We start from the raw sequence: 20,598 nt of genomic DNA on the forward strand, positions 1-20,598 counted from the left end.
GCAGTCCTCGGTCTTACGGGGTTTCCCCTGGATCACGGTGACGGCGATCCCGACCATCGTGTGGTGTCGGCAAGAACGGGAACGCAGTGGCAATGCCGTTTGCCGTGACAGAGGTCCCTGGCGCCCCGATGTTGAAGTTCACGCCATCTCCCAGGTATGGCGTCGCTGGGTTGGTCAGCACCCCGCCGACCACCCGAAGCGCAATGTCGGTCACGTCATCGTTGGGCCGCCGGCCATTGGGCCAGGCCGCGGTATCCGGGGTGGAAGTCCCGGCCACGTCATGGGCCAGGATCCCCAGGCGCTTCTGATTATCAGGCGATGTGGGAGGCACATTCAGGTCCAACCTGACCAGGTCCGCCAACCGCTCCTTCACGTTGTCCGCTCCACAGACCGGATCGCCCGGGCTGTACCGAAGCAGGACATTGACCAGGTCCTCTCGATTGGCGGTGGGGAACGTGGTTCCGAACACCAGGTTTAGGGCCGTGGCCAACGAGGAGTTACAGTAGTAGGTGACGAACTGGGCTTCCTCCTCTGCATCCGTGGCGTTCCAGCGATCCTTGTCCGTGGTAGCGATGATCACCTCATTGACCAATGGATTGCCCAGACGAGCCACCTGGACATACCGATCGGAGTGCTGCCGGGTGTTGCCCTTCTTGATCACGGTGACCTTGGGACGGCTGGTGGAAGCATAGGATCCGATCACCAGGTTGCCGTCCGATCCCGTCAGGTCGCTGATCGGGACCTCGATGGCGATGGTATTGACGTTGAACCCGCTGAAGGCATCGGGTGCACCCGTCACGTTCTGAAAATCATTGGCATCATCGGCCGTGGACAGGATGGGCGAGATATGGAGGTTCAGGGTGTCAAAGGTCCCTCCCAAGTCGATGTAGAACGTCTCATCCCGCTGCCCGGCAAAGACCCGACCGCCGTTGGTCAAGTCGTAGACTCCCTTGGCCGCCAGCCCTTCGTAATCGGGCATGGTCCGCAGACCGACGTTGGAGGGGACGGCATACATCACGCCCTGGCCCAGGTCCCGAGGCGGCTGACCAAAGCGCTTCTCCGTCACGGTGTAGCTCTGACGAAGGAGCAGGCCGGCGGCATTCGGGCCATCCAACTCCGTGATCGGAGGAACCGCCACGTAGGAGAGGGGGAAGAAATCACCCGGCGGACGGATCTCGGTCTTGAACCTGAACTGGTACACGATATTCTGCGCGATGTTGTTTTGGTTGTTGTCGATGTGGATCTCGTACAGCACATCATCGTCAAAGTTGAAGTAGTTGGGCCCTGAACTCGGCTCCTGCGAAGGGATCACGTTCATGACGAACACCGCCTTGCTCGGGTCCTCCCAACTCCGAAACGCGTAGAAATCGGTGATGTCAGCGCCGGGGTCCATGGCGATCAAGGGCGCTTCCCGGTGGCTGGCGCCGAAGGCCGGGGCGGCCATCATCACGATAGCCAGACCGATCGCAGTCTGTTTGAGGTGTTGCCCGATTGTGGTGAACATGGTTGCTCCTTTCTCCTGGTTGTTGTTTGAGGTCACTCGTCACATCCTGTTACGGATGTTCCATCGCGTCAGCCAGACCAGCCGATGACGCCTCCGCCTCGGCAGCAGTGACCAGCGCTGATTCCTCAGGTGTCAATTCGTCGGATACCTTGGTCAGGGTGTCCTCTGCGACGCTCGCGGCCCGAGGACCCTGATCCGAGTCCGTGCACCCAGCTCCCAACCCCGCCAACGCCAAGACCGCTACCAACACCATTCCGTATTGCCTCATCACCCCTCACCTCCTTTCCGTTACGCCAGGCTCTACGAAGCGATTCTGGAATTGGATGTCAGCCCAGTGCCGGTTCGCCCGAACTACGAGGGCAGCAGCTTCAGATTGAAGAGCCGCTCTGCGAGCCAGACCAACGCGACCATCGCAATGAGGACCGAGCCCGGGACGAAGACCAGACGTTCGTACACCCACGAACGACGGAGTCCATAGGCAAGGGGTAGGAAGACAGCCACGACCGCGAGCTGTCCGACCTCGACCCCCAGATTGAATCCGATCAGCGCGAGAACCTTGGCGCCCTGAGGAAGCCCCAGATCGGCCAGCACGCTGGCGAACCCGAACCCATGGATCAGACCAAACCCAAAGGCCACGACCCACCGGCGCCCCTGCACCACGGGGAACAGGTTGTTGAGAGCCGCCAACACCACGGAGGCGGCGATCGCGGACTCGACCCATCGCGAGGGGAGGTGGATGACCGACAGCGTGGCGAGGCTCAGCGTGACGGAATGCGCGATGGTAAACGCCGAGACGATCTTCACCACGTCCCACAAGGCTGGTTGCAATGCGGGGACCACCTGCCAGCGATTCCCCTGGCGGGACAGCACGGCGGGCAGCAGGAGTGTCAGCAGGAACAGGAGATGGTCAAAGCCCAGCCAGATGTGCCAGATGCCTTCGTGGCCGAAATCGACAAACTCCTCCAGCGGTGTGGATGCGGCCGGATCGATCCGCGTCTCCGGGTGGTCGTGGCTCAAGATCCCAGTTTGGGTCTGGCCGCGCCATGCCACTTGCCAGAGACCTTTGTGCTGTGGGTCGAGATCGGCAAAGAGCCGGTATCGAAGGTCCAGGTCGCGCGGCTCGTTTCGGCACTCGGCCTGAAATTGCAGCACGGTGTACGCCCCATCCGAGTGCTGATCGATCAGTTGCGCCATCGCGCTGGTCGGGCAGGGCCTGCCCCCGCTCCCGATACTCAGTCTGGCCAACGCGTAGGCCGAGATGGCGTCATGGCGGGCCCGGACCTCGCCCCAGGTGATGGCTCCGTCATCGTTGGCATCCAAGCCAATGGCATAGTCAAGATCCCTCAACGCAATGTCCCAACGACCGCGGATCTCAGTTCCATCAACCGCAAGACTCACATAGCTGTCGCTCGGCTTGTGGGCGTGTGCGTGCTCCGGCGCGCCGACCATCCACAGGGTGAACAGTCCGACAATCAGATGCGCCCCATGCCGATTCATGCCGGTCCCCCATAACTCATCGCTTCGCCTCCCTCGACTCGTTCCCGAGCGCGTCCAGCAATCGCGCCAAGTGGACGTCATCCATTCCCTTCACCCTCAACCACTCCACGACCGGTTGAGCCGCCGCGCGATCGTGGCTGGCCAGCGCCGACTCCAACACCAGACGGGCATCCCAGGACTCGCGCTGAACCGCCCAGTTGGCCTGCGCTAGCACAAGCGCCTCCCGAGGTTGGTTGAGCAGGTGAAGGACAAACCTGGCTTCCTCGCGCTGGTGCACGGCATCGCCACGGCGACGGCTGGATTCAAACCGCGCCCGGAGCGCGTCCACGTGTGCCGCAAGGCTCGGAGCGCCCAAGGCCTGTTCGGCGAGGGTGAGGCGCATGAGGAGGCCATCGGCTCGGGTCTCGTCCTTGAGCAACGCCACCACATCCCTGGCGCGGCCTTGGTCAAGGAGGTAGTCGGCATAGGCGCCGACCAAATAGCTGTCCCGGAGCCCGAGCGCCATGGCCTGCCGAAAATACGCGTCGGCCGCTGCGACCTTGCCCAACCGGTCGGCCATTTCCGCCAACACGGTCAGCGCCCAGATCCGCAGGTGAGGATCGGCGTCCGGTTGGGCCTTAACGCTCGCACGAAGGGCTTCGAAACTGCCCAACGCGTCGCCGCTGAGGCCGGCCACCCCTGCGAGACACGTCGCAGCCACCAGCGGGGTGGACAACCGTTTCAACGGCGCACAGCTCTGCGCGGCGTCCGCATACTCCCCGCGCACCTGCGCGATCACGGCTCGGGTCAACCACGCCTGAGGATGGTTCGGCTGCACGCGGAGGACCGCGTCCAGATCAGCCAGCGCTCCGTCAAAGTCGTGGACGCTTTGACGGAGCGTGGCCCTCAGGATCAAGACCTTTGGTGGCGGCTGCGGCGCATCCCACCACGGACCGAGTGCGGACTGCGCGTACCCATAAAACCTCGGGTCAGCCTCGGCCCGCCCCTGTTCGATGTACCGCGTTGCCAGCGTGACCGCGAGATCAAGATCGCCGGGATGTTGAGCCAACTCGGCCCGCAGCCGGCGCAGCTCTCGCGCCTGCGGATCCGCCGCCGCTGTGCGGAGGCGCTCCAACACCTGCGCATCGTCAGCGGGCAGAAACGGCTCGCCCATTGCCGCCGGAGCCCACATCACAAACCATATAAGGGCCGCGACAGCGGCTTCGGCGGCACATACGGCACTCGTCTTGAATCGGTTCATCCTGAGTCCTCCCACATGCCGTCACGCAATGGCGAACCCCGATCCCCCGATCTGGGGGGATAGCGCCCAAAGCACCCGGCGCCTACACTGCGTACTACGAAGCCAATGTGCCAATAGATTGCTTCGCCATCCGGGAGGAAGGGGAAGATTTCCAGGCTGCGCCGTTGGCGCACTTGGATTTCAGATCTAATTGCCCATGCCAGCCGTAGAAAGGAGTGAGCAGGCCATGCTACTCGCAGCGATGAGCACCAAGCCGAGCGACGAAGAGCTGGTCTCGGAAATGGTGAAACGGGATGCCCAGGCGTTCGCGACGTTCTACGACCGCCACGCGTCCACGGTGTTGGGCTTTCTCTGCCGGCTGCTCGGGGACCGCTCAGAGGCGGAGGAGGCGCTCCAAGATGCGTTCTGGCAGGTGTGGCGGCAGGCTGGCAGCTACGACCCGACCCGTGGAAGGCCGGTGGCCTGGCTGGTCCAGATCGCGAGGAGCCGTGGACTCGACCGCCTCCGCCGGGTTAAGCTCCGGACGGCGCGGACCGCGGACCTTCCCGACGAGGACCGTGAGCGGATTCCAGGGGCCGAAACCGCGGACCAACAAGCGATCGATGGTGAAACGCAGGAGCGGGTGCATACGGCCCTGGCCACCCTGCCCGCTGAGCAACGCCAAGCGGTCACCTTGGCCTTCTTCAACGGTCTCACCCACCCCGAAATTGCGCTCAGGGTGAACGCGCCGTTGGGCACGGTGAAGACGCGGATTCGGCTCGGCATGCAGAAGTTGGAGGCGGTGTTGAACACCACCGAAGCAACGGGATGACGGCGACTGGTTGCGCGCGATTCGACGAGTTGTGTGCCGTGGTGGCGAGCGGCGCAGCAACGCCTCAGGAGCAACGGGCGTTAGACGCACACCTCGCCGACGGATGCCCGGCGTGCGCCCAAGCCTGCCGGAGTCTCTCCGCCGTGGCGGCCGCGCTCGCGAGCGTGCCCCCGCCGATCCCCCCTACGCCGGCGATGAGGGAGCGGCTGCTCGCGGCAGTCGAACGCGATGCCAGGGTTTCTGCAGCGCGCGGGTCGCGGGAGCGCGCCGCGGCCGCGCCTTCAACCCGCGCGCGGTGGGTCCTCGTCACAGGCTGGGCAGTTGCGGCCGGGCTGGGCGTGCTGGTGATCCGACAGGACCTTGACCGTGACCGCGCCGTGGCGCGCTACCACACCGAACTCGCGGCGTTGCGCGTGGCGCTTGCCGACGCCGAGGACGCGCTGCGCGTGGTCAATGCCCGCGACACGATGCCGGTCGCGCTCGCCGGCCTCGAACCATCTCCCCACGCGTTCGGCCGCGTGTTCTGGAACCCCAGCGCCAACGCAGGCCTACTTGTCACCTTTGACCTGCCCGGGCTCCCAGCCGGAAAGGTGTACCAACTCTGGGCGATCCAAGACGCCACCCCGGTGGACGCCGGTGTCTTCAGCCTCGACCGACACGGCGTGGGCGCACTGAAGGTCAAGGCACTCCCCGAACCGACCAAGACGGTGAAGATCTTCGCCATCACGATCGAGCCGGCCGGCGGATCAGCGCAGCCTACGGGCAACATGGTACTCAAAGGCGAAACCAAATCGTTGTAATCCGCTCGGCTCCGTCGACAAACGGCGCCTTCGGCGCTCCACGTCCATCACCTGACGGACGCGGTCTGCGTCCGATGCGTGCTTACTGGTGGGCCAGACGCAAGGTCGCACCAGTCCCTGCGTTGAAGAACGTGTAGTTGGTCCCGCTGCCGCTGGTCACGTCACAGGGGTTCGCGCCCGCGCAGACCGAGCTCGCCGTCGAGTAGTGGCCCGCCGCGTCCGCGCCCTGCACGTTGGGTGCCCAGGTGTTCCCGACCGCATGAACCGTCACATTGGCTTCCACCGAGACGCGCACGCCCGTGGTCGTCCCCAGGATGGTGTTGCCGCCGGGACTGCTCTGTGTGCCGAGGTTGAGAGGCTCGGTACCGCCGGCATCGCCCTGGAGTACCAAGGCATCGCTGCCCGAGAGGGCGGCGTTGCGGGCTGTCAGGGTGTAGCTGTTCTCCGGGATACCGGAATCTTTCAGCAATTGTATGCCCTTCTGCGCGCCGCCGGCGACCGTTCCCCCGAGGATGACGACCCCGCCGCCGTTGTTGAGACTGATGCCGCCGAGCGCATTGCCGCTGATCGTGCTGTTCGTCAGGACGACCCCGGGACGAGCATAGCCGTTGGCCGTGGAGTCAAAGCCGATCTGTCCCGCCTCGATCCCGAAGCGGCCGTGGCCGGTGATCTGGCTGTTGATGACTTCGAGCAGCGGCAGGCCCTCGCGCAGTTGGACACCGCCGCCGTTGCAGTTGGCGATGACGGAGTCCTGGATCTTGACGTAGGGGTTGAGAACCGGGCCTGCCGCATTGCGATCGACCGCCAGACAGGTCACGCTAAGCGCGCCGGCGAGATTGACCTCCACGTTGGTCAACGTGACCGTGCTGTCGACGTTGCCGCTGATGTACAGCGCGCCCCCGCCGCCGACCCAGGCATTGCTCGTGTTCGTCAGCTTGAAATTGGCGAGCGACAGCTTGGCGCCATCGAACGTGAAGGCGCCCCCGGTGCCGGTCGTGCCGTCGAGCACGCCGCCGTTGACGGTCAACTCCGCGGTGCCCGTCACCAACGCAAACCCGGTCAGCGCGCCGGGGGTGAGCGCGTAGTTATGCGTCGGCACGCCGTTGGGGTCGACCAGCACCTTGGCCGTGCCGCTGGCCTCGATGCCGTTGCTCAACGTCGAGACGCCAAGTTTGGTCCAGCGCGGACCCGAGATCACGGTGGTGCCGCCGCTGGCGAGGATGCGGCCTTGGGAGGAGACGTCGAAGTCCACGCCGGTGATGCTGCCGCCGTTGGGGAATTGCAGCGTGAAGCCGATCGTCGCCGCGCCGGCATTGACGGCCTTGATCGCCACCCCCGCCGGAACGGTCCGACCGGCAAAGATGTCCAGGCCCCCTTCCGTCGCCGCGGTGTAGCTGCCGTCCTGCAACCACACGGTGCCGCCGGCGCCGACCGTGGTGAAGGCCTTGTTGAGCGTCTTGAACGGCGCGCTACTGGTGCCGGCGTTGGTGTCAAGCCCCGTGGCCGGGTTGACATAGGCTTCGAGCGCCGAGGCGGTGGTGACCGTGACATTGACCGCGCTGCTGGTCGCGCTGTTGGATGCCGCGTCCGTGGCCCTGGCGGTGAACGACTGCACGCCGATGTCGGCGTCGACGAACGCCGCGGTGGTGAATTCGTACGGCGCGGTCGCGTCCTCGCCGATCTTGCCGCCGTTCCTGAAGAACTCGACCAGCATGACCCCGAGGTTGTCGCTCGAGGTAGCCGTCAGCGTCACGGTCTCACCGACCGTCGCGCTGGTGGCGGACGCGGCCAGGCTGATACTCGGCGCCTGGGTGTCGGTCACGGTCACCGGCACGCTGTTGCTGGTGGCATTGTTGTTGGCCGCGTCTTTGGCTGTGGCGGTGAAGGTCTGGGCGCCCAGATCGGCGCCGGTGAACGCCGCGGTGGTCAGTTCGTACGGCGCGGTCGCGTCCTCGCCGATCTTCACCGCGTTCTTGAAAAACTCGACCAGGGTCACGCCGACATCGTCGCTCGCGGTCGCGGTCAGCGTCACGGTTTGTCCGACGGGAACCGTGTTCGCCGACGCGGCGAGACTGACGGTCGGCGGCGTGCTGTCGGACGGCGGAGTCGGAGGGATGTTGACCACCAGATCGAGTTCGTTGCCCAGCGCGACGACCGCGGCATGGTTGCCGTTACCGTCAACGGCCCACCCGCGGTACCGGTAGGTCGCGTTATCATCGGACGAAGCGAAATTGCGCGTGGTTCCTGCCGACAGGATGGGCTCAGGCGTTGACCCGTCCGGCGCGGTGGTGCTGGCGATCACGGTGGTGGCAACCACGCTGTTGCCGATGATCTTCTGTTCGATCAAGTCGACCCGCTTGACCGACTTGTTGTCCGTGGCGCGCGCGTGCACATAGACCCCGCCCGGCGCGGTGACGCTGTTGCTCGCGAGGGTGACGGACACCGTCGGCGCGGTTTCATCAAACAGCACGCCGAACGTGCCCGGTGACAAGTCGCTGATGGTGCATGTGATGTCGAGCCCGTTGTGCGCGCAATCGGGCAGCGCAAGGATGGCGGCCGGGGTGATTTTGACGATCTTCGGCGATTCGATGCATGGATCGAAGCCCCCTACCGCTACAAGGAAGTCTTGCCCCAGAGCGTCGTAGTAGTCGATATCGCCGTCGCCGTCGACATCGCAGTCCGCGAAGTGATTCGGTTGGTGTTTGGAGAGACGCGCCATGTCGGCCTGCGCGGCACTCGACTTCTGGTTGGTGTCCGGCAGGGTGATCGAAATTGTTGCATCGGTCAACAGCGGGCCGCCGTTGCCGGTCAATTGGTAGACGCTCCCGGGCACGATCACCACGTCACCGGGCAGCGCCGCGTTCGGCGCCGGGTTCAGCGTGACGCTCATGGATTGCGCCGCGGCGCCGGCCGGCACCACGAGCTGCGCCTGGCCATCGGTGGACGCCACGGTGCCGCCCGCCGTGGTGATATTGGCGGCCGGGGCAGGCGTTTCGTTTCCGCCTCCGCCGGAACAGGCTGCCAGTAGAAGCATGATCGGAAGCAATACTCGTTGCCAGGAAACCTTCATATTCCCTACTCCTCCGTTGATCAATCTACGGCCACGGTGATCGCGTCGCCGGGGACCAGGCCCTGAAAACCGCAGCGGGCTGGTCCGCTGAGTCAGCCATTCTTAACATGGGCGACTCCGCGCAGCCAATCCCTCCTTACGGAGGGGTTCAGCCGTGAACGCGCTTCCGGCAGGTGGTGAGGACCCGGCTCGGGCGTAGATGGACTACAGGATCTGAGACGGGGGTGAGGACCGGGTCGACAGCAGCTTGGCCATGAGCGGTCCGCGGCCGTCGACACCGACCTTTCTGTACACCGACCCGAGGTATTCCTTCACGGTGGGAATGGCCAGGCCGAGCTCGCGGGCGATCTCCTTGGCTTGCTTTCCGGCCGTGAGCAACACCACGACCTCGCGTTCGCGTCGGGAGAGTCGGTAGGCGTTGGCGAAGAGGTTCAACATCGTTGCGAGTGTGAGGTCTCCCCCTGCTTCACCCGCGCAGAGGAGGGGAAGATCTTCCGGGAAGAGACGATGTTTCCGGACAAGGGCGCTCACGTAGTCAATTTCGATCCCCGCAGCAAGCGCCTTCACGCAGAGCCGGGCCATCACCGGTTTGGCAACGAACGACAGATTAAACAAATGCCGCTCCCGGCCAAGGGCAATCGCCCTCCGGAGCGCCGACTCCATTTTTTCCCTTCCCCTCGCAGCCGCCACGGAAGGACTCTTCCTCTCTTCCAACAAGAGAAAACATTGGACCTCAAAGACGGAACAGAGAAATTCGATCAGGGGGCTTGGGATGCCGCGAGCGAGTCGTCGGGCCCGTCTCAGGGAGTCGGCCCCTTCGTCCCCTTCCCTTCGGATCAAATGGGCCTGGGCCATGTCCAGAAGGCAAAAGATCTCCGGCAAAACGACTCCCTGCCGACGCGCCATTTCCAAGGCGATTTCGGCATGCGGGAGCGCCGCGGTCGGATCTGCTTGAAGGAGGTGGTACCGACAAGAGAGATAATGATATCGACCGACCTCAAGGGCCTGGGCATGACGTATCCGAGACTCCATCTGTTCCAGAGAGGCCCTCCCCCGCTCCAGGTCGCCGGCGTTCAAGGCGTTGAAGGCCTCCGCCGCCGGCAACAGGTGCTCTAGCATCGGGACGCCGCTCGCCTCGGCCGCGTCGAATCCTTCGGAGACGGCACCGGAAGCTCCCGTCCAGACATCGGCCCATTCCCATGTTCTCGCGAGGATCCGGCTGAGCGGAGAGGCCTCCCGGGAAGCGGCCGCCTTTCTGAAGAGCGCAGAGAGATGGCCGAGACCCGCCGGATCACCCATCCAGAAGTAATAGTTGGCCAACGGGGCGGACAGATGAATCCGGAGATTCGGATCACAAATCCTGGTGACAGCGGAGAGGGTTCGCGCCGCCCAGGATTTCAACTCCGGATGATGGGGGCGGCGATAGAGCAGCGCCATGGTCATGGCTGAGGATACGCGCGCTTCAACCTCGGGGGAAGGAGACCACCGATGGCGCGCGAGCCATGATTCGAGGGCGGCGATCCAGCGGTCGAAGGCTCGAAAATCTCCACAAACAAAGAAATAGGTTTCGATAATGCTGGCCCACGATAGAAGGATTCCTTCGGGATCATTTCCCTGGTCCGAAAACTGTTTGAAAGCCGCCTCGAAATCGGCGCGACCCGCCGCCGGATCGAATGGAAGCCGGCAGCACCCCCGCCAGTAGCGGAGCCACGCAAGGGCATGGTTTCCGTTTCTACCTCCAACCATTCCCCGAAGGTCATCGAACCGGTCGGAAGGGAGCCGCGTCAGCCATCCGGCCAACGTATGATACCGCCCCCGGGCGACCATCTCCGGAGCCTGCCGAAGAATGAGACCGATCGCTGCTTCGACCTCTTCGCCATCAAGGAAAAGATCGATCGCGCCCTCGACCCGGCCGGACGATTCCATGACCTCCCCTGCCCGTCGTTTGATCTTCAAAAGGGTGGCGCGGTCAAAGCGCGCCTCCGCTCTTGCGCAGAGAAAGTCTCGGAAGAGCGGATGGTACTGGTAGATCGGCTCCGGGGCCTCCTTCCGCTCGACGAAGAATCGCTGCCGGTTCAACTCGGAGAGAATCCTCCCAGCTTCCCGCGCTCCGGTCAGTGCCTCCGCCATCTTCGGTGTGATCTCTGGGAGCGAGGCGCTCTTTAACAGAAAATCTTGCCGGCCGGGATCGGTTTTGTCGAAAATCTCTCCGGCGAAGTAGTCGAAGAGAAGCGGTGTGGCCAACCCGGACGGCTCTCCCTTCCCCCCCTTCAGGAGGAGAATCAGTCCGGCGGTCCAGCCGTCCGTCTGGGCGTGGAGCCGTCGGACCATCTCCCGCGAACTCCGGGGGCCGCGATGCAGGCGGATGATTCCTTCGGCCTCCCGCTCCGTCAGGCGGAGATTCCCCCAGTCGATCACTCCAATCGACTGGTTGGCCTGGAGGCGGGCAAACGGCGGAGGGGGAGCTTCTCGGCTGACCAATACCACCCTCCCCCCTGCCGGGACCTCCTCCAGTCCTTCGCGCAGGAGATGATAGAAGGGAGATGCGGGATCGACCTCCCGGATGTTGTCGAAGACCAGGATGAATGGGGTGGGAAGGGCTCCGAAGAGGGCCCGGAAGAAACGGCGGGCGAACGGCGCGGGATTCGGGAGGTATTCGGGCGCGAAAAGGGGAAGGAAGGGCTTGCGGCGTCGGCCCGTGAGGGAATCGACCGCCCCCTTCAAGTAATGGAAGAAGGTGGCGATGTCGGCGTCGTCGGGATCGATCCGGTACCAGAGGCGGTGCAGTTTGCGGCGGGAGAGATAGCCCGCGACGAGGGTCGTCTTGCCTGCGCCAGGGGGACCTTCGATCCAGAGGAGCGGCGTCTCGCGAAAGCGGTCCAGGAGGCGGTAGAGCCGATCCCGGTGAACAATACGGGCCGGGCAGGGGGAGGTGATCTTGGCGATCGGCGGCGGTTTGTGAGGCATGGCCCTTTAGCCGGGACAGTCGAAACCGCTCGGAGGGGCGGTGTGATTCTGGAATGGGATCAACTCACGGTCGGTTTTTGATTGCAAAGCGAATCCGATCCTTTCATCGTAAATATATCAGCGTTGAATGGCCGCCGACAACCTGGCTATTAGGACTGGCGGCCCCGCCAGGTCGCCGGGGGGACGCCCAAGTGGCGCTTGAAAGCCCGATGAAAAGCCGGCAAGCTGACATACCCGACATCGGCGGCGATTTCACCGATTCCGCGCTGCGTCCCATTCAACAGCCGGCTCGCCACATTCATCCGCCATTTCGCCACATACGCCATGGGGCTCTCACCGAGTGCGGCCGCGAACCGGGCGGCGAATCGAGACGGCGACATCGCCACACCTTGGGCCAGACGCTTGACCGACCAGTTCTCACCGGGCCGCGAATGGATCATGACGAGGGCGCGGCCAACCGTCGGGTCTCTGAGTCCCCTGAACCATCCGACCTCCTGGTGATGGGTCCTCTCGATGTGTGATCGAACCGCCTCGGCGCACAGCAGTTCCAAGAGCCGGTCGATCACATAGCCGCTCCCGAACGACCGTCGGGTCGTCTCTTGAGCCAGCAGGTCCGCAACCCCGGAGAGGTTGTGCCATCCGCTCGACCGAGACACGGAGGAGTGAAGCAGGGGCGGAAGTGCCGCGAACAGCGGGTTGAGATGGGTGTCGTGCAGGAGGAACACGCCGCACACGAGCGACGTACTGCGCGCGCGGTGTTTCTCGCCGGGTCGGAACACGTTGTCGCTACCGGCCAACAGCGTTTCGACCGGCATGACGTGAGGATTCAGGCCTTGTGAGATCTGGTGGGCAGAACCCGCAAAGCAGATGGCGACTTCGCCGGCTTCGATGACTGCCTCGTTCCCGTTGTGGAGCGTGATCTCGACGTGCCCCCGCTGGACGAAGTGGAACGCAACCACGCGCACCTCTGTCTTGACCTGCAAGAGAGCTCCCAGTGTCTCGGCGTCCGGGATCGAGATTGCCCAAGGCGACGCATACTCCTCCCTCAGCAACAAGCTCCCGCTAATTCGCATCGACCTGAGAACATCACTGAGACAATCGATTGGAGAATCACTCTTAGTTGTTTTGGCAAATGATTCGGTTGTTTTGAGCATTGTTCAAACCGACTGTGGCAGCTAGTCTGTAACCGTTGAACATCCTAGCATAAAAGGAGGCAATCGCCATGTCCGAAAACGCGTCCGCGTGGTTCATGATGGGGCTGGATGTTGTGATGATGATCTACACGCTGTGGGTGCTCTCCCTCGCCAAGTCGTCAGCAAAGCTGCGAACCGGAATCGGCGTCGCCATGGTCGTCTGGCTCGCGCTCCTGCAGCTGGGACTCTCGGCGAAACGCGTATTCCCGGCCGACATCTCGGGCGTGGCGTTTCTCATGATCATCTTTCTCTTCGTTGCGGCGGTCGGCGCCGCGCTGCTGGCCTTCACGCCGGTCCGCCGCCTTTTGCTCGACCTCGAGCAACAACACTTGCTGCTGCTTCAAGGGATTCGAGTCTTTTTCGGCGCGACCTTTCTGATGCAAGCGAGTCTCGGAGTCTTGCCCATGGGATTTGGGATCGTAGATGGCTTTACGCACATTGGGGCGGGATTCTTCGGCCTGATCGCCGCGTTTTCGCTGGCCGCAGGAGTCGAAGGGGCTCGACGCGCGTGGTTCGCCAACATCTTCGGGCTCGTGGATATTCTGACGGTTGCCAGCACGTTGGCGCTCGTGCTGCTGCCCGAGATCGGGCCTTACCACAGCATGATGTACGCGGTGTTTCTCCCTGCGCCGCTTTGGCTGTGGTTCCACATTGTGTCGATCTGGAAGCTTATTGGCGACCCACGTGCCATTCCCTTGGAGGCCCGCGCATGACTCGTCGTTCGCCGCGCATCTCCGGCCGATCCACGACGCACACCATGAAAACGGCTCTGCTGATTGTCTTGATCGGGACGATCCTGTGGTCAGCGGCTGGTTGCAGGAGCTTCGTCCTCAAGACGGTGATGACAACGGTCGAACCCTACTTCCACGGGCCGGGCATCGATGGGACCGCGTTCGAACAGCTCACCGAGAAGGTGTACACGTTTCGGTGGAACTGGTACCGCAACCTGATCATCGTCACCGACGCCGGACTCGTGGTGATCGACCCCATGAACGCTGAGATGGCCACGGCGCTCAAAAAGGAACTGGACCAGACGTTCCCCGGCAAGAAGGTCCACACGCTCATCTACTCGCACTACCACCTCGACCACGCCCGTGGTGGCGCGGCGCTGGCGCCGACCGAGGTCATCGCGCACGAAAAGTGCCCGACGTATTGGAAGGAATTTGAGCATGACGACGTCCTCGAGCCCACGCGCCTCATCAGCGGCGACACCACGCTCACCATCGGAGGCATGGAGATTCGGGCCCTTGACCTGGGGCTCTCACACACGGATACGCTCTACGCCTTCCATCTTCCGTCCGAGAAACTGGTGTTCACGGCGGACCTCGGACTCGTCAAGAGCGTCCCGCCCGTCGGGGTGCCTGATCGGTACGCGCCCGGGTACCTCGCGGCGCTCAATCGCGTCGCTGCGCTCGACTTTCAGATCTTCGTTCCGTCGCACTTCGGCTACGGGACCAAACAGGACCTGCTCGACTGGCGAGACATGATGGAAGACGGCCGGAGACTGGCGCGGGAGGCCCTCCACAAGACCGGCCTCTTCGGTGTGCGCGACAATCAGATGGCAAACGACTTTGACACCGTCTACTTTCCGATGCGCGAGAAGTATGGGAGCTGGCACGGTTTCAACGAGATGTTCATCCTGAACCTGGTGCGCGATCTCGAAGGCGAAGCCCTCGGCCACTGAGGGTGCGCGTCATGCTCGGAAAGCAGGGCAACGGTAAAATAGAGCCCCCCCGAAGGAATCATTCTCCGACCCCACTTTTCTTTACACTCCAGCACAACGCCCGCATCCCTGCCGCCAATGCCATGGGAGTTCCGGGGCCGGGCGGGCCGGTGCCGGGGCCGAACAAGAGCCCACATCTGGGGTGGTCGGATTTTCCGGCCGGCACCAAGTCGTTCGCGATCATCTGTCGCGACGTGGATGCGCCCTCCAGGCCAGATGACGCCAACAAGAGCGATCGCGTAGTGCGGTACGATTTCCCGCGCGCGGATTTTTATCACTGGGTGCTGGTGGATATCCCGTCCACTATCACGGGTCTCGTCGAAGGCCGGGATTCGGACGGGGTGGTGCCCAAGGGCAAACCGCTGGGCAAGACCGAGTATGGTGTGCGCGGGATCAACAGTTATCGCGAGTGGTTTGGAAGTGATCCGGCCATGGGAGGGGACTACGGTGGCTACGACGGGCCGTGGCCGCCGTTCAATGACGAGCGCGTGCATCACTACCATTTCACGGTGTACGCGCTGGATGTCGCGTCGCTCGGGCTGCCGCAGCGATTTGCCGGACCGGACGCGCTCCGGGCCATGCAAGGCCACATCCTGGATCAGGCCACCATCATCGGAACGTACGCGCTCAATCCCACGGCTCGGGAGTAGCAGGTTGCTGAAAAAGTCCATCCGCTGCGTTCTGACTGAGGAGCCTCGGCCGCCTCACCGTCTCGGCGGCGCTCGTGGCTTGGCGCCACTTCTTCGTGGCGCCACTCGCCTCACGTACGACCGCAATCCCCCGGGAACGTTTCGTACCTCCAGGGAATTCCCAGTACGCTGCGGTTTCCTCCTCGCTGCGGCCTTGCAGCTGGAGCTTTTTGAGCAACCTGCGATTCTCTTGTAAAGTTTTTCGGTAGCGTAGAGATCCGAAGGAGCGGTAGGCTACGCGAAGGTTGTGTCCCGTCCGGTCGTATGAATGGACAACAGTCCTCGTGAGCAAGCCATGAACCTCAATCGACGTCAGTTATTCCGCTTTACCGGGGCGGCGTCAGCCGCGTTACTGGTGGGTTGTGATCCGGGGTGGTGGCGGCGTCTGTGGGCCGGCGAACCCGCGGCGTCCATCCCGCCGTGTATTGTGCGGCCGGAGCAGACCGAAGGCCCGTATTTCGTGGACGAGCGGCTCAATCGCTCGGACATTCGATCGGATCCAGCCGACGGCTCGGTGAAAGAGGGCGTGCCGCTGCAACTCTTGTTTCGCGTCCACGAGCTCCGCGACAACGCCTGCAATCCGCTTCCCGGCGCCATGGTGGACATCTGGCATTGCGATGCGCTGGGCGTGTATGCAGGCGTGGAAGATATGAACGACCTGTTCGATACCTCGGGCAAGAAGTTTCTGCGCGGCTATCAGACGACGGATGCGAGCGGGGCGGCGCAGTTCTCCACCATCTATCCCGGCTGGTACGAAGGCCGCGCCGTGCACATTCACTTCAAGATCAGGACCCAGCCCGCGTCCCGTCGCAGGTACGAGTTCACGTCGCAGATCTATTTCGACGAGGCGCTCTCGGAGCAGATTTACACGCAGGCCCCGTATTCAACCAAGGGTCCGGGGTGGCTCCGCAATCAACAAGACGGTATCTTCCGCCGGGACGGCGGCGCGCAGCTCATGCTCGCTGTCACCAAGACCGAAACCGGCTACGCCGGGACGTTCGATATCGGCCTGGAGATGACCTGACGGGTCGAGGCGGGGTTCGGCGATCGGCTCCGTGTCTTGGAAGCGCGTGCAGGCCTCACCGTGAAACCCGCGCCTTTCCTTCCCGTGACGCTGGCGCTCGCGCTGGCGGGGTTGCCGGCAGTCATTGCGCTGCCGGCCGTGCCGCAGACAGCGGCTGGCGCAGGCGTGTGGCTGGGCTGGCTGGGAGCGGGTTTGCTATCGGTGAGTCTGGTCCTGATGGTACGCGAGCCGGGTTTTGCCGCGTGGTTCGGCGGGCTTGAACGCATGTACCGGTGGCACCACGCGCTCGGCACGGTTGGCTACGCCCTGATCCTCGCGCACCCCCTGGCGCTGGCTGCGCAGTTCCTTCCCCGAGACCCGCAGGGCGCGTGGCGCATCCTCTCTCCGTTTACTCGGTCCTGGACCGCGGGGCTTGGCTGGCTGGCGTTGCTCGGGCTCGTGGCCGGGCTCGCCGTCACCTATGGCCGGCGATTGCGGTACAGCCTATGGCGGCCACTGCACGCTTCGTTGGGCTTGGGCGTGATGCTCGGCCTCGCGCACGTGGTGACGGTCGGCGGATGGTCGGTTAGCGCGTGGCTGCTGATCGCTTCGGCGGGCCTGGCGCTGAGCTGGCGCGTGTGGCGCGCGGATCGAGGTGGCGGGGCGCGGCCGTACGAAGTGTCAACGGTCAGCCACCCGTCGCGCCGATTGAGCGAGGTCACGCTGCGTCCGCTGGCCACGCCGCTCGCCGTGGCGCCCGGGCAGTTCGTGATGGTGGCGTTTTTTGAAGGTCCCCACTATCGCGGCTGCGGCGAGTACCATCCTTTCACCGCAAGCTACACAGCGCCGGACGGCGCACTGACGGTCGACATCAAGGACCTCGGCGATTGCACTCGCCACATCCAGTCGCTGGAAGCGGGCGTGGCTGCGCGCGTCCAGGGACCGTATGGGACGTTCCTCGCGGATCGCCCGGAGGCGCCGGAGCTCTGGATCGCCGGCGGCATCGGCGTGACGCCGTTTCTCGCGGCGCTGCGAGCCGGGCCGGTCACGCGATCGACCGAGTTCATCTACCTGTCCCGCGAGCTGCGGGATGCCGCGTATCTCGACGAGCTGAATGGGTACGCCGCGGGTCAACCGCTCTTGCATGTGCGGCCCCTTGTGATGCAGGAAGACCCAACGCCGCTGTTCGCAATGTTGGCGACCGTGTCGGATCTGCCAGGCCGTCACGCCTATCTGTGCGGCCCGCCACCGCTCATCACGGCGGTCACAAAGTGGCTGCGACAACACGGCACCCCTCAGTCGCACATCCACTTCGAGCGGTTCGACTTCCGATGATGCGCTGGTTCTACGTCGTGTCGACCGCGCTCTTTGGAATCGCCGTGGTAGGGGTCTGGGGCAGCAGCCGATGGGCGCCCCCGACATCCACACCGGTCACGCGGCCGGCAGAGATCAGCTATTCCTTGGATGAGGTGGGTCGGCACAGTCGTGCGGACGATTGCTGGATGGCGATCAACGGCCAGGTCTACGACGTCTCCGTCTATCTGCCGCAGCACCCAACCTCGCTGGAGGCGATCCTGCCCTCGTGCGGCAGCGACGCCACAACGGCGTTTCACACCAAAAACCGAGGACGGCCGCACTCGGCTCGCGCATCGGCGCTCTTGCAGCAGTATAGGATAGGGGACGTTCTTAAATAGTTAATTTATTTATATCCCAAAACCAAACGGCATAGTGTGAACTATGAACTAAAAGTTTATAGACGCCACCTTGTTCGCCGCCACTCACGGCTGCGGTTTCTTTTTTGTAATGGTCTCCGTTACCATGCAGCGGAAGCTCGGGAACGCGTCCCGGCTTTGGGAAAGCATGCCGAGGGGTTTCGCCCCAGGCGAGCAAGTCTGAGCCATGAAAGAACCACCGCGAGGTCGTTGACCTTGGGTATATAGGCCAACCCGGAGGGAACACCATGATCTTAGAATTCTTGGATCGGTATCGGGACTATGGGCCGCTCGGCCTTCGGATTGCGTTGGGCTTGGTGATGATGGGACACGGATCTCAGAAGTTGTTCGGCGCGTTCGGCGGAGGCGGGCTGTCGGAGACCGCGGGGTTTTTCAACCAGATCGGGATCGTGCCCGGCCTGTTCTGGGCGACCGTGGTCGCGGTGGTGGAGACGTTCGGGGGGCTGCTGGTGTTCATTGGATTGCTGACCCGGGTGGCCAGCGTGCTGATCGCGATCGCCATGTTCGTGGCCATGGTCTGGGTGCATTTGCCGAACGGGTTCTTCCTCGCGAATCGCGGGATCGAGTTCACGCTGGTTTTGGTCAGCATGGGGGTGGCGCTGGCAGTGATCGGCCCGGGCGCCCTCGCCGTGGACGCGATGATGAAGAAGCGCTGATACCCCGGACGCCGGCCGAAAGAGAGGTTGTGTTTGAGATCGAGGAGGACTACTCTTACAAAGAGCCTTCTCGCAGAAGGGGCGCCCCGAGGCGTCGCCATGACCAGCGCTCCGATCGAAGCCAACGTGCCTGAACTGAAATCGTACCCGGTGTGGGACGCACCCACGCGCTGGTTTCATTGGGTGAACGCGCTCTGCGTCCTCGTGCTGGCGAGCGTCGGGGTCGTGCTGCTCAATGACAAAGCGCTCGGCGTGTCCAACCCCGGCAAGGTGAACCTTAAGACAATCCACGTATGGATCGGCTACCTTCTGGCGGCCAACCTGCTGTGGCGCTTCGTGTGGGCGTTCCTGGGGAATCAGTACGCGAGCTGGCGCTCGATTTTGCCGGGTGGCCGAGGATACGTCCACGCGGTTCGCAGCTATGTCAGCGCGTTCGTCGCCGGTCGTCCGCTCCAGTACGTGGGACACAACCCGGTGGCGCGCCTCGGCATCGCAATCCTGCTCGTGCTCCTGGTGATTCAGATGACGACTGGTCTGGTGCTGGCCGGAACGGATCTCTTCTACCCCCCACTGGGGCATTGGATCGCGCAATGGGTGGCCGCGCCCGGCGTTGATCCGGGTACGCTCATCCCCTACGCCCCTGAGCTCTACAACAAGACCGCGTACGACGAGATGCGCGCGTTCCGAGAACCGTACGAGACGATCCACCTCTACACCTTCTATGCGCTGCTAGTGGTCGTGCTGCTGCACGTCGCCGCGGTCGTGATCACCGAAATCCGGGAGGGCGGCAGCATCATCTCCGCCATGTTCACGGGAAGAAAAATCATCGCCGGGCGCCCGGTCGACGACGATGAACGCGGTGGGGAGCGGCGGTAGGGGTCGGTCAGGGAAAAGGGATTGGACCCGGGGGTGGACCTTTGATTGACAGGGTGAGGCGACCGATGTTCAAGGCAGCGACGATGGGTGAAAGATTTCACCGATTCGCAAGTCTACTGAGGGGGCTGGTGGTCTGCGTCCTGGTCTGGGCCTGCGCCTCGGGACCGCCGTCTTCACCTTTGGTGGTGCACGATCAACTCCCAGCAGGTTCCGACAAAGGCTACATCGAGATCTATTGCACCGACTGCCTCAGCAATTTCTCGATCTTTCAGCTCGACAACGGCAAAGAGACGCTCATCACAAATTTCATGACCGGGAAAACCGTGGCAGCCGCGACGCAGTCCACGGATCGATACTTGCGCCTGAAGCGATTGCGCATCGCACAATCCCCCGGTGAGCAGGAGTACGTGGCCGCTTCCACCTCCCCCGCATTCAAAGGTCTCCCGCAACGGTTTAGGGCCTCGACGGCAAAAGACCACATCACCCCGATCCGGATGGAATTCATCCGCCATACCAACGTGAGCCTGGACTGGAAGACCGTGGTCGGTCCTCCGCTTCCGTTGACGCCCGCGTCCACGTTCGTCGAGTCGCTCACGAGCGCGCTGTCCGCGCCTGACTGGGGAACTCGATGGTACGCGGCGGAAGCGCTGCTCATGAGCGGGGAGCAGATACCTGGGGACAGTCCCCTCGCGCAACGTCTACGCGAGCTGTCGGGCGAAGACGGCTACCAACAGTGTCTGAAACACGAAGATGTGTTCGTCTGCTCCATGGTTCGCGACCAAGCCACCCGGGCTCTCAAAGCGATCGCGGCGCAGAGTCCGTGAGGCCTCGGCGTG

18 protein-coding genes are annotated in these 20,598 nt (G+C 63.5%); 11 read left to right on the forward strand and 7 right to left on the reverse strand.

Annotated elements, in window-relative coordinates; translation table 11 throughout:
• Positions 1-13: 13 nt before the first annotated feature.
• From AB1451_08645 to AB1451_08660, 4 genes are all read right to left on the reverse strand, one after another.
• Positions 14-1,504: a DUF4331 domain-containing protein gene (locus AB1451_08645; protein MEW6682977.1), complete on the reverse strand. Its 1,491-nt coding sequence runs from the start codon at positions 1,502-1,504 to the stop codon at positions 14-16.
• 49 nt (positions 1,505-1,553) lie between these two features.
• Positions 1,554-1,772, reverse strand: coding sequence for a hypothetical protein (locus AB1451_08650; protein MEW6682978.1), 219 nt, complete (start codon positions 1,770-1,772; stop codon positions 1,554-1,556).
• A gap of 83 nt (positions 1,773-1,855) precedes the next feature.
• Positions 1,856-3,001, reverse strand: a complete 1,146-nt coding sequence (locus AB1451_08655; GenBank protein ID MEW6682979.1) for a HupE/UreJ family protein — start codon at positions 2,999-3,001, stop codon at positions 1,856-1,858.
• 16 nt (positions 3,002-3,017) lie between these two features.
• The gene (locus AB1451_08660; GenBank protein ID MEW6682980.1) at positions 3,018-4,241 is read right to left on the reverse strand and encodes a hypothetical protein; all 1,224 of its coding nucleotides are present in this window, start codon (positions 4,239-4,241) and stop codon (positions 3,018-3,020) included.
• A gap of 226 nt (positions 4,242-4,467) precedes the next feature.
• Here AB1451_08660 and AB1451_08665 point away from each other — a divergent pair, with 226 nt between their 5' ends.
• Entirely contained in the window at positions 4,468-5,052 is a 585-nt protein-coding gene (locus tag AB1451_08665; GenBank protein ID MEW6682981.1) for a sigma-70 family RNA polymerase sigma factor, read from the forward strand.
• Positions 5,049-5,852 (forward strand): anti-sigma factor, encoded by an 804-nt coding sequence (locus AB1451_08670; protein ID MEW6682982.1) that lies wholly within the window; start codon positions 5,049-5,051, stop codon positions 5,850-5,852. The genes AB1451_08665 and AB1451_08670 overlap by 4 nt, the downstream gene beginning before the upstream one ends.
• Positions 5,853-5,934: 82 nt before the next feature.
• Here the strand turns inward: AB1451_08670 and AB1451_08675 are convergent, their stop codons facing one another.
• The 3 genes from AB1451_08675 to AB1451_08685 form a co-directional block, all read right to left on the reverse strand.
• The gene (locus tag AB1451_08675; GenBank protein MEW6682983.1) at positions 5,935-8,922 is read right to left on the reverse strand and encodes an Ig-like domain-containing protein; all 2,988 of its coding nucleotides are present in this window, start codon (positions 8,920-8,922) and stop codon (positions 5,935-5,937) included.
• Positions 8,923-9,126: 204 nt separating this feature from the next.
• Entirely contained in the window at positions 9,127-11,889 is a 2,763-nt protein-coding gene (locus AB1451_08680) for a LuxR C-terminal-related transcriptional regulator (GenBank protein ID MEW6682984.1), read from the reverse strand.
• A gap of 149 nt (positions 11,890-12,038) precedes the next feature.
• Positions 12,039-13,043: an AraC family transcriptional regulator gene (locus AB1451_08685; GenBank protein ID MEW6682985.1), complete on the reverse strand. Its 1,005-nt coding sequence runs from the start codon at positions 13,041-13,043 to the stop codon at positions 12,039-12,041.
• Positions 13,044-13,111: 68 nt separating this feature from the next.
• Between AB1451_08685 and AB1451_08690 the strand changes: the two genes are divergently transcribed.
• From AB1451_08690 to AB1451_08730, 9 genes are all read left to right on the forward strand, one after another.
• The gene (locus AB1451_08690) at positions 13,112-13,795 is read left to right on the forward strand and encodes a hypothetical protein (GenBank protein ID MEW6682986.1); all 684 of its coding nucleotides are present in this window, start codon (positions 13,112-13,114) and stop codon (positions 13,793-13,795) included.
• Positions 13,792-14,766, forward strand: a complete 975-nt coding sequence (locus AB1451_08695; GenBank protein MEW6682987.1) for an MBL fold metallo-hydrolase — start codon at positions 13,792-13,794, stop codon at positions 14,764-14,766. The genes AB1451_08690 and AB1451_08695 overlap by 4 nt, the downstream gene beginning before the upstream one ends.
• Before the next feature lie 122 nt (positions 14,767-14,888).
• Complete coding sequence (locus AB1451_08700; GenBank protein MEW6682988.1) at positions 14,889-15,455, forward strand: YbhB/YbcL family Raf kinase inhibitor-like protein; 567 nt, start codon at positions 14,889-14,891, stop codon at positions 15,453-15,455.
• A gap of 334 nt (positions 15,456-15,789) precedes the next feature.
• Positions 15,790-16,518, forward strand: a complete 729-nt coding sequence (locus tag AB1451_08705; GenBank protein MEW6682989.1) for an intradiol ring-cleavage dioxygenase — start codon at positions 15,790-15,792, stop codon at positions 16,516-16,518.
• A gap of 60 nt (positions 16,519-16,578) precedes the next feature.
• Positions 16,579-17,832 carry a ferredoxin reductase family protein gene (locus AB1451_08710; protein MEW6682990.1) on the forward strand — a complete coding sequence of 418 codons (1,254 nt, stop codon included), beginning with the start codon at positions 16,579-16,581 and terminating at the stop codon, positions 17,830-17,832.
• Complete coding sequence (locus tag AB1451_08715) at positions 17,829-18,191, forward strand: cytochrome b5-like heme/steroid binding domain-containing protein (protein ID MEW6682991.1); 363 nt, start codon at positions 17,829-17,831, stop codon at positions 18,189-18,191. Before AB1451_08710 ends, AB1451_08715 begins: the two co-directional genes overlap by 4 nt.
• Positions 18,192-18,457: 266 nt before the next feature.
• Positions 18,458-18,886, forward strand: coding sequence for a DoxX family protein (locus AB1451_08720; GenBank protein MEW6682992.1), 429 nt, complete (start codon positions 18,458-18,460; stop codon positions 18,884-18,886).
• Between the two features lie 99 nt (positions 18,887-18,985).
• The gene (locus AB1451_08725; GenBank protein MEW6682993.1) at positions 18,986-19,762 is read left to right on the forward strand and encodes a cytochrome b/b6 domain-containing protein; all 777 of its coding nucleotides are present in this window, start codon (positions 18,986-18,988) and stop codon (positions 19,760-19,762) included.
• 83 nt (positions 19,763-19,845) lie between these two features.
• The gene (locus AB1451_08730) at positions 19,846-20,586 is read left to right on the forward strand and encodes a hypothetical protein (protein ID MEW6682994.1); all 741 of its coding nucleotides are present in this window, start codon (positions 19,846-19,848) and stop codon (positions 20,584-20,586) included.
• The last annotated feature ends 12 nt before the right edge of the window (positions 20,587-20,598 follow it).

Source organism: Nitrospirota bacterium (genome assembly GCA_040757335.1).
Classification (GTDB): domain Bacteria; phylum Nitrospirota; class Nitrospiria; order 2-01-FULL-66-17; family 2-01-FULL-66-17; genus JBFLXB01.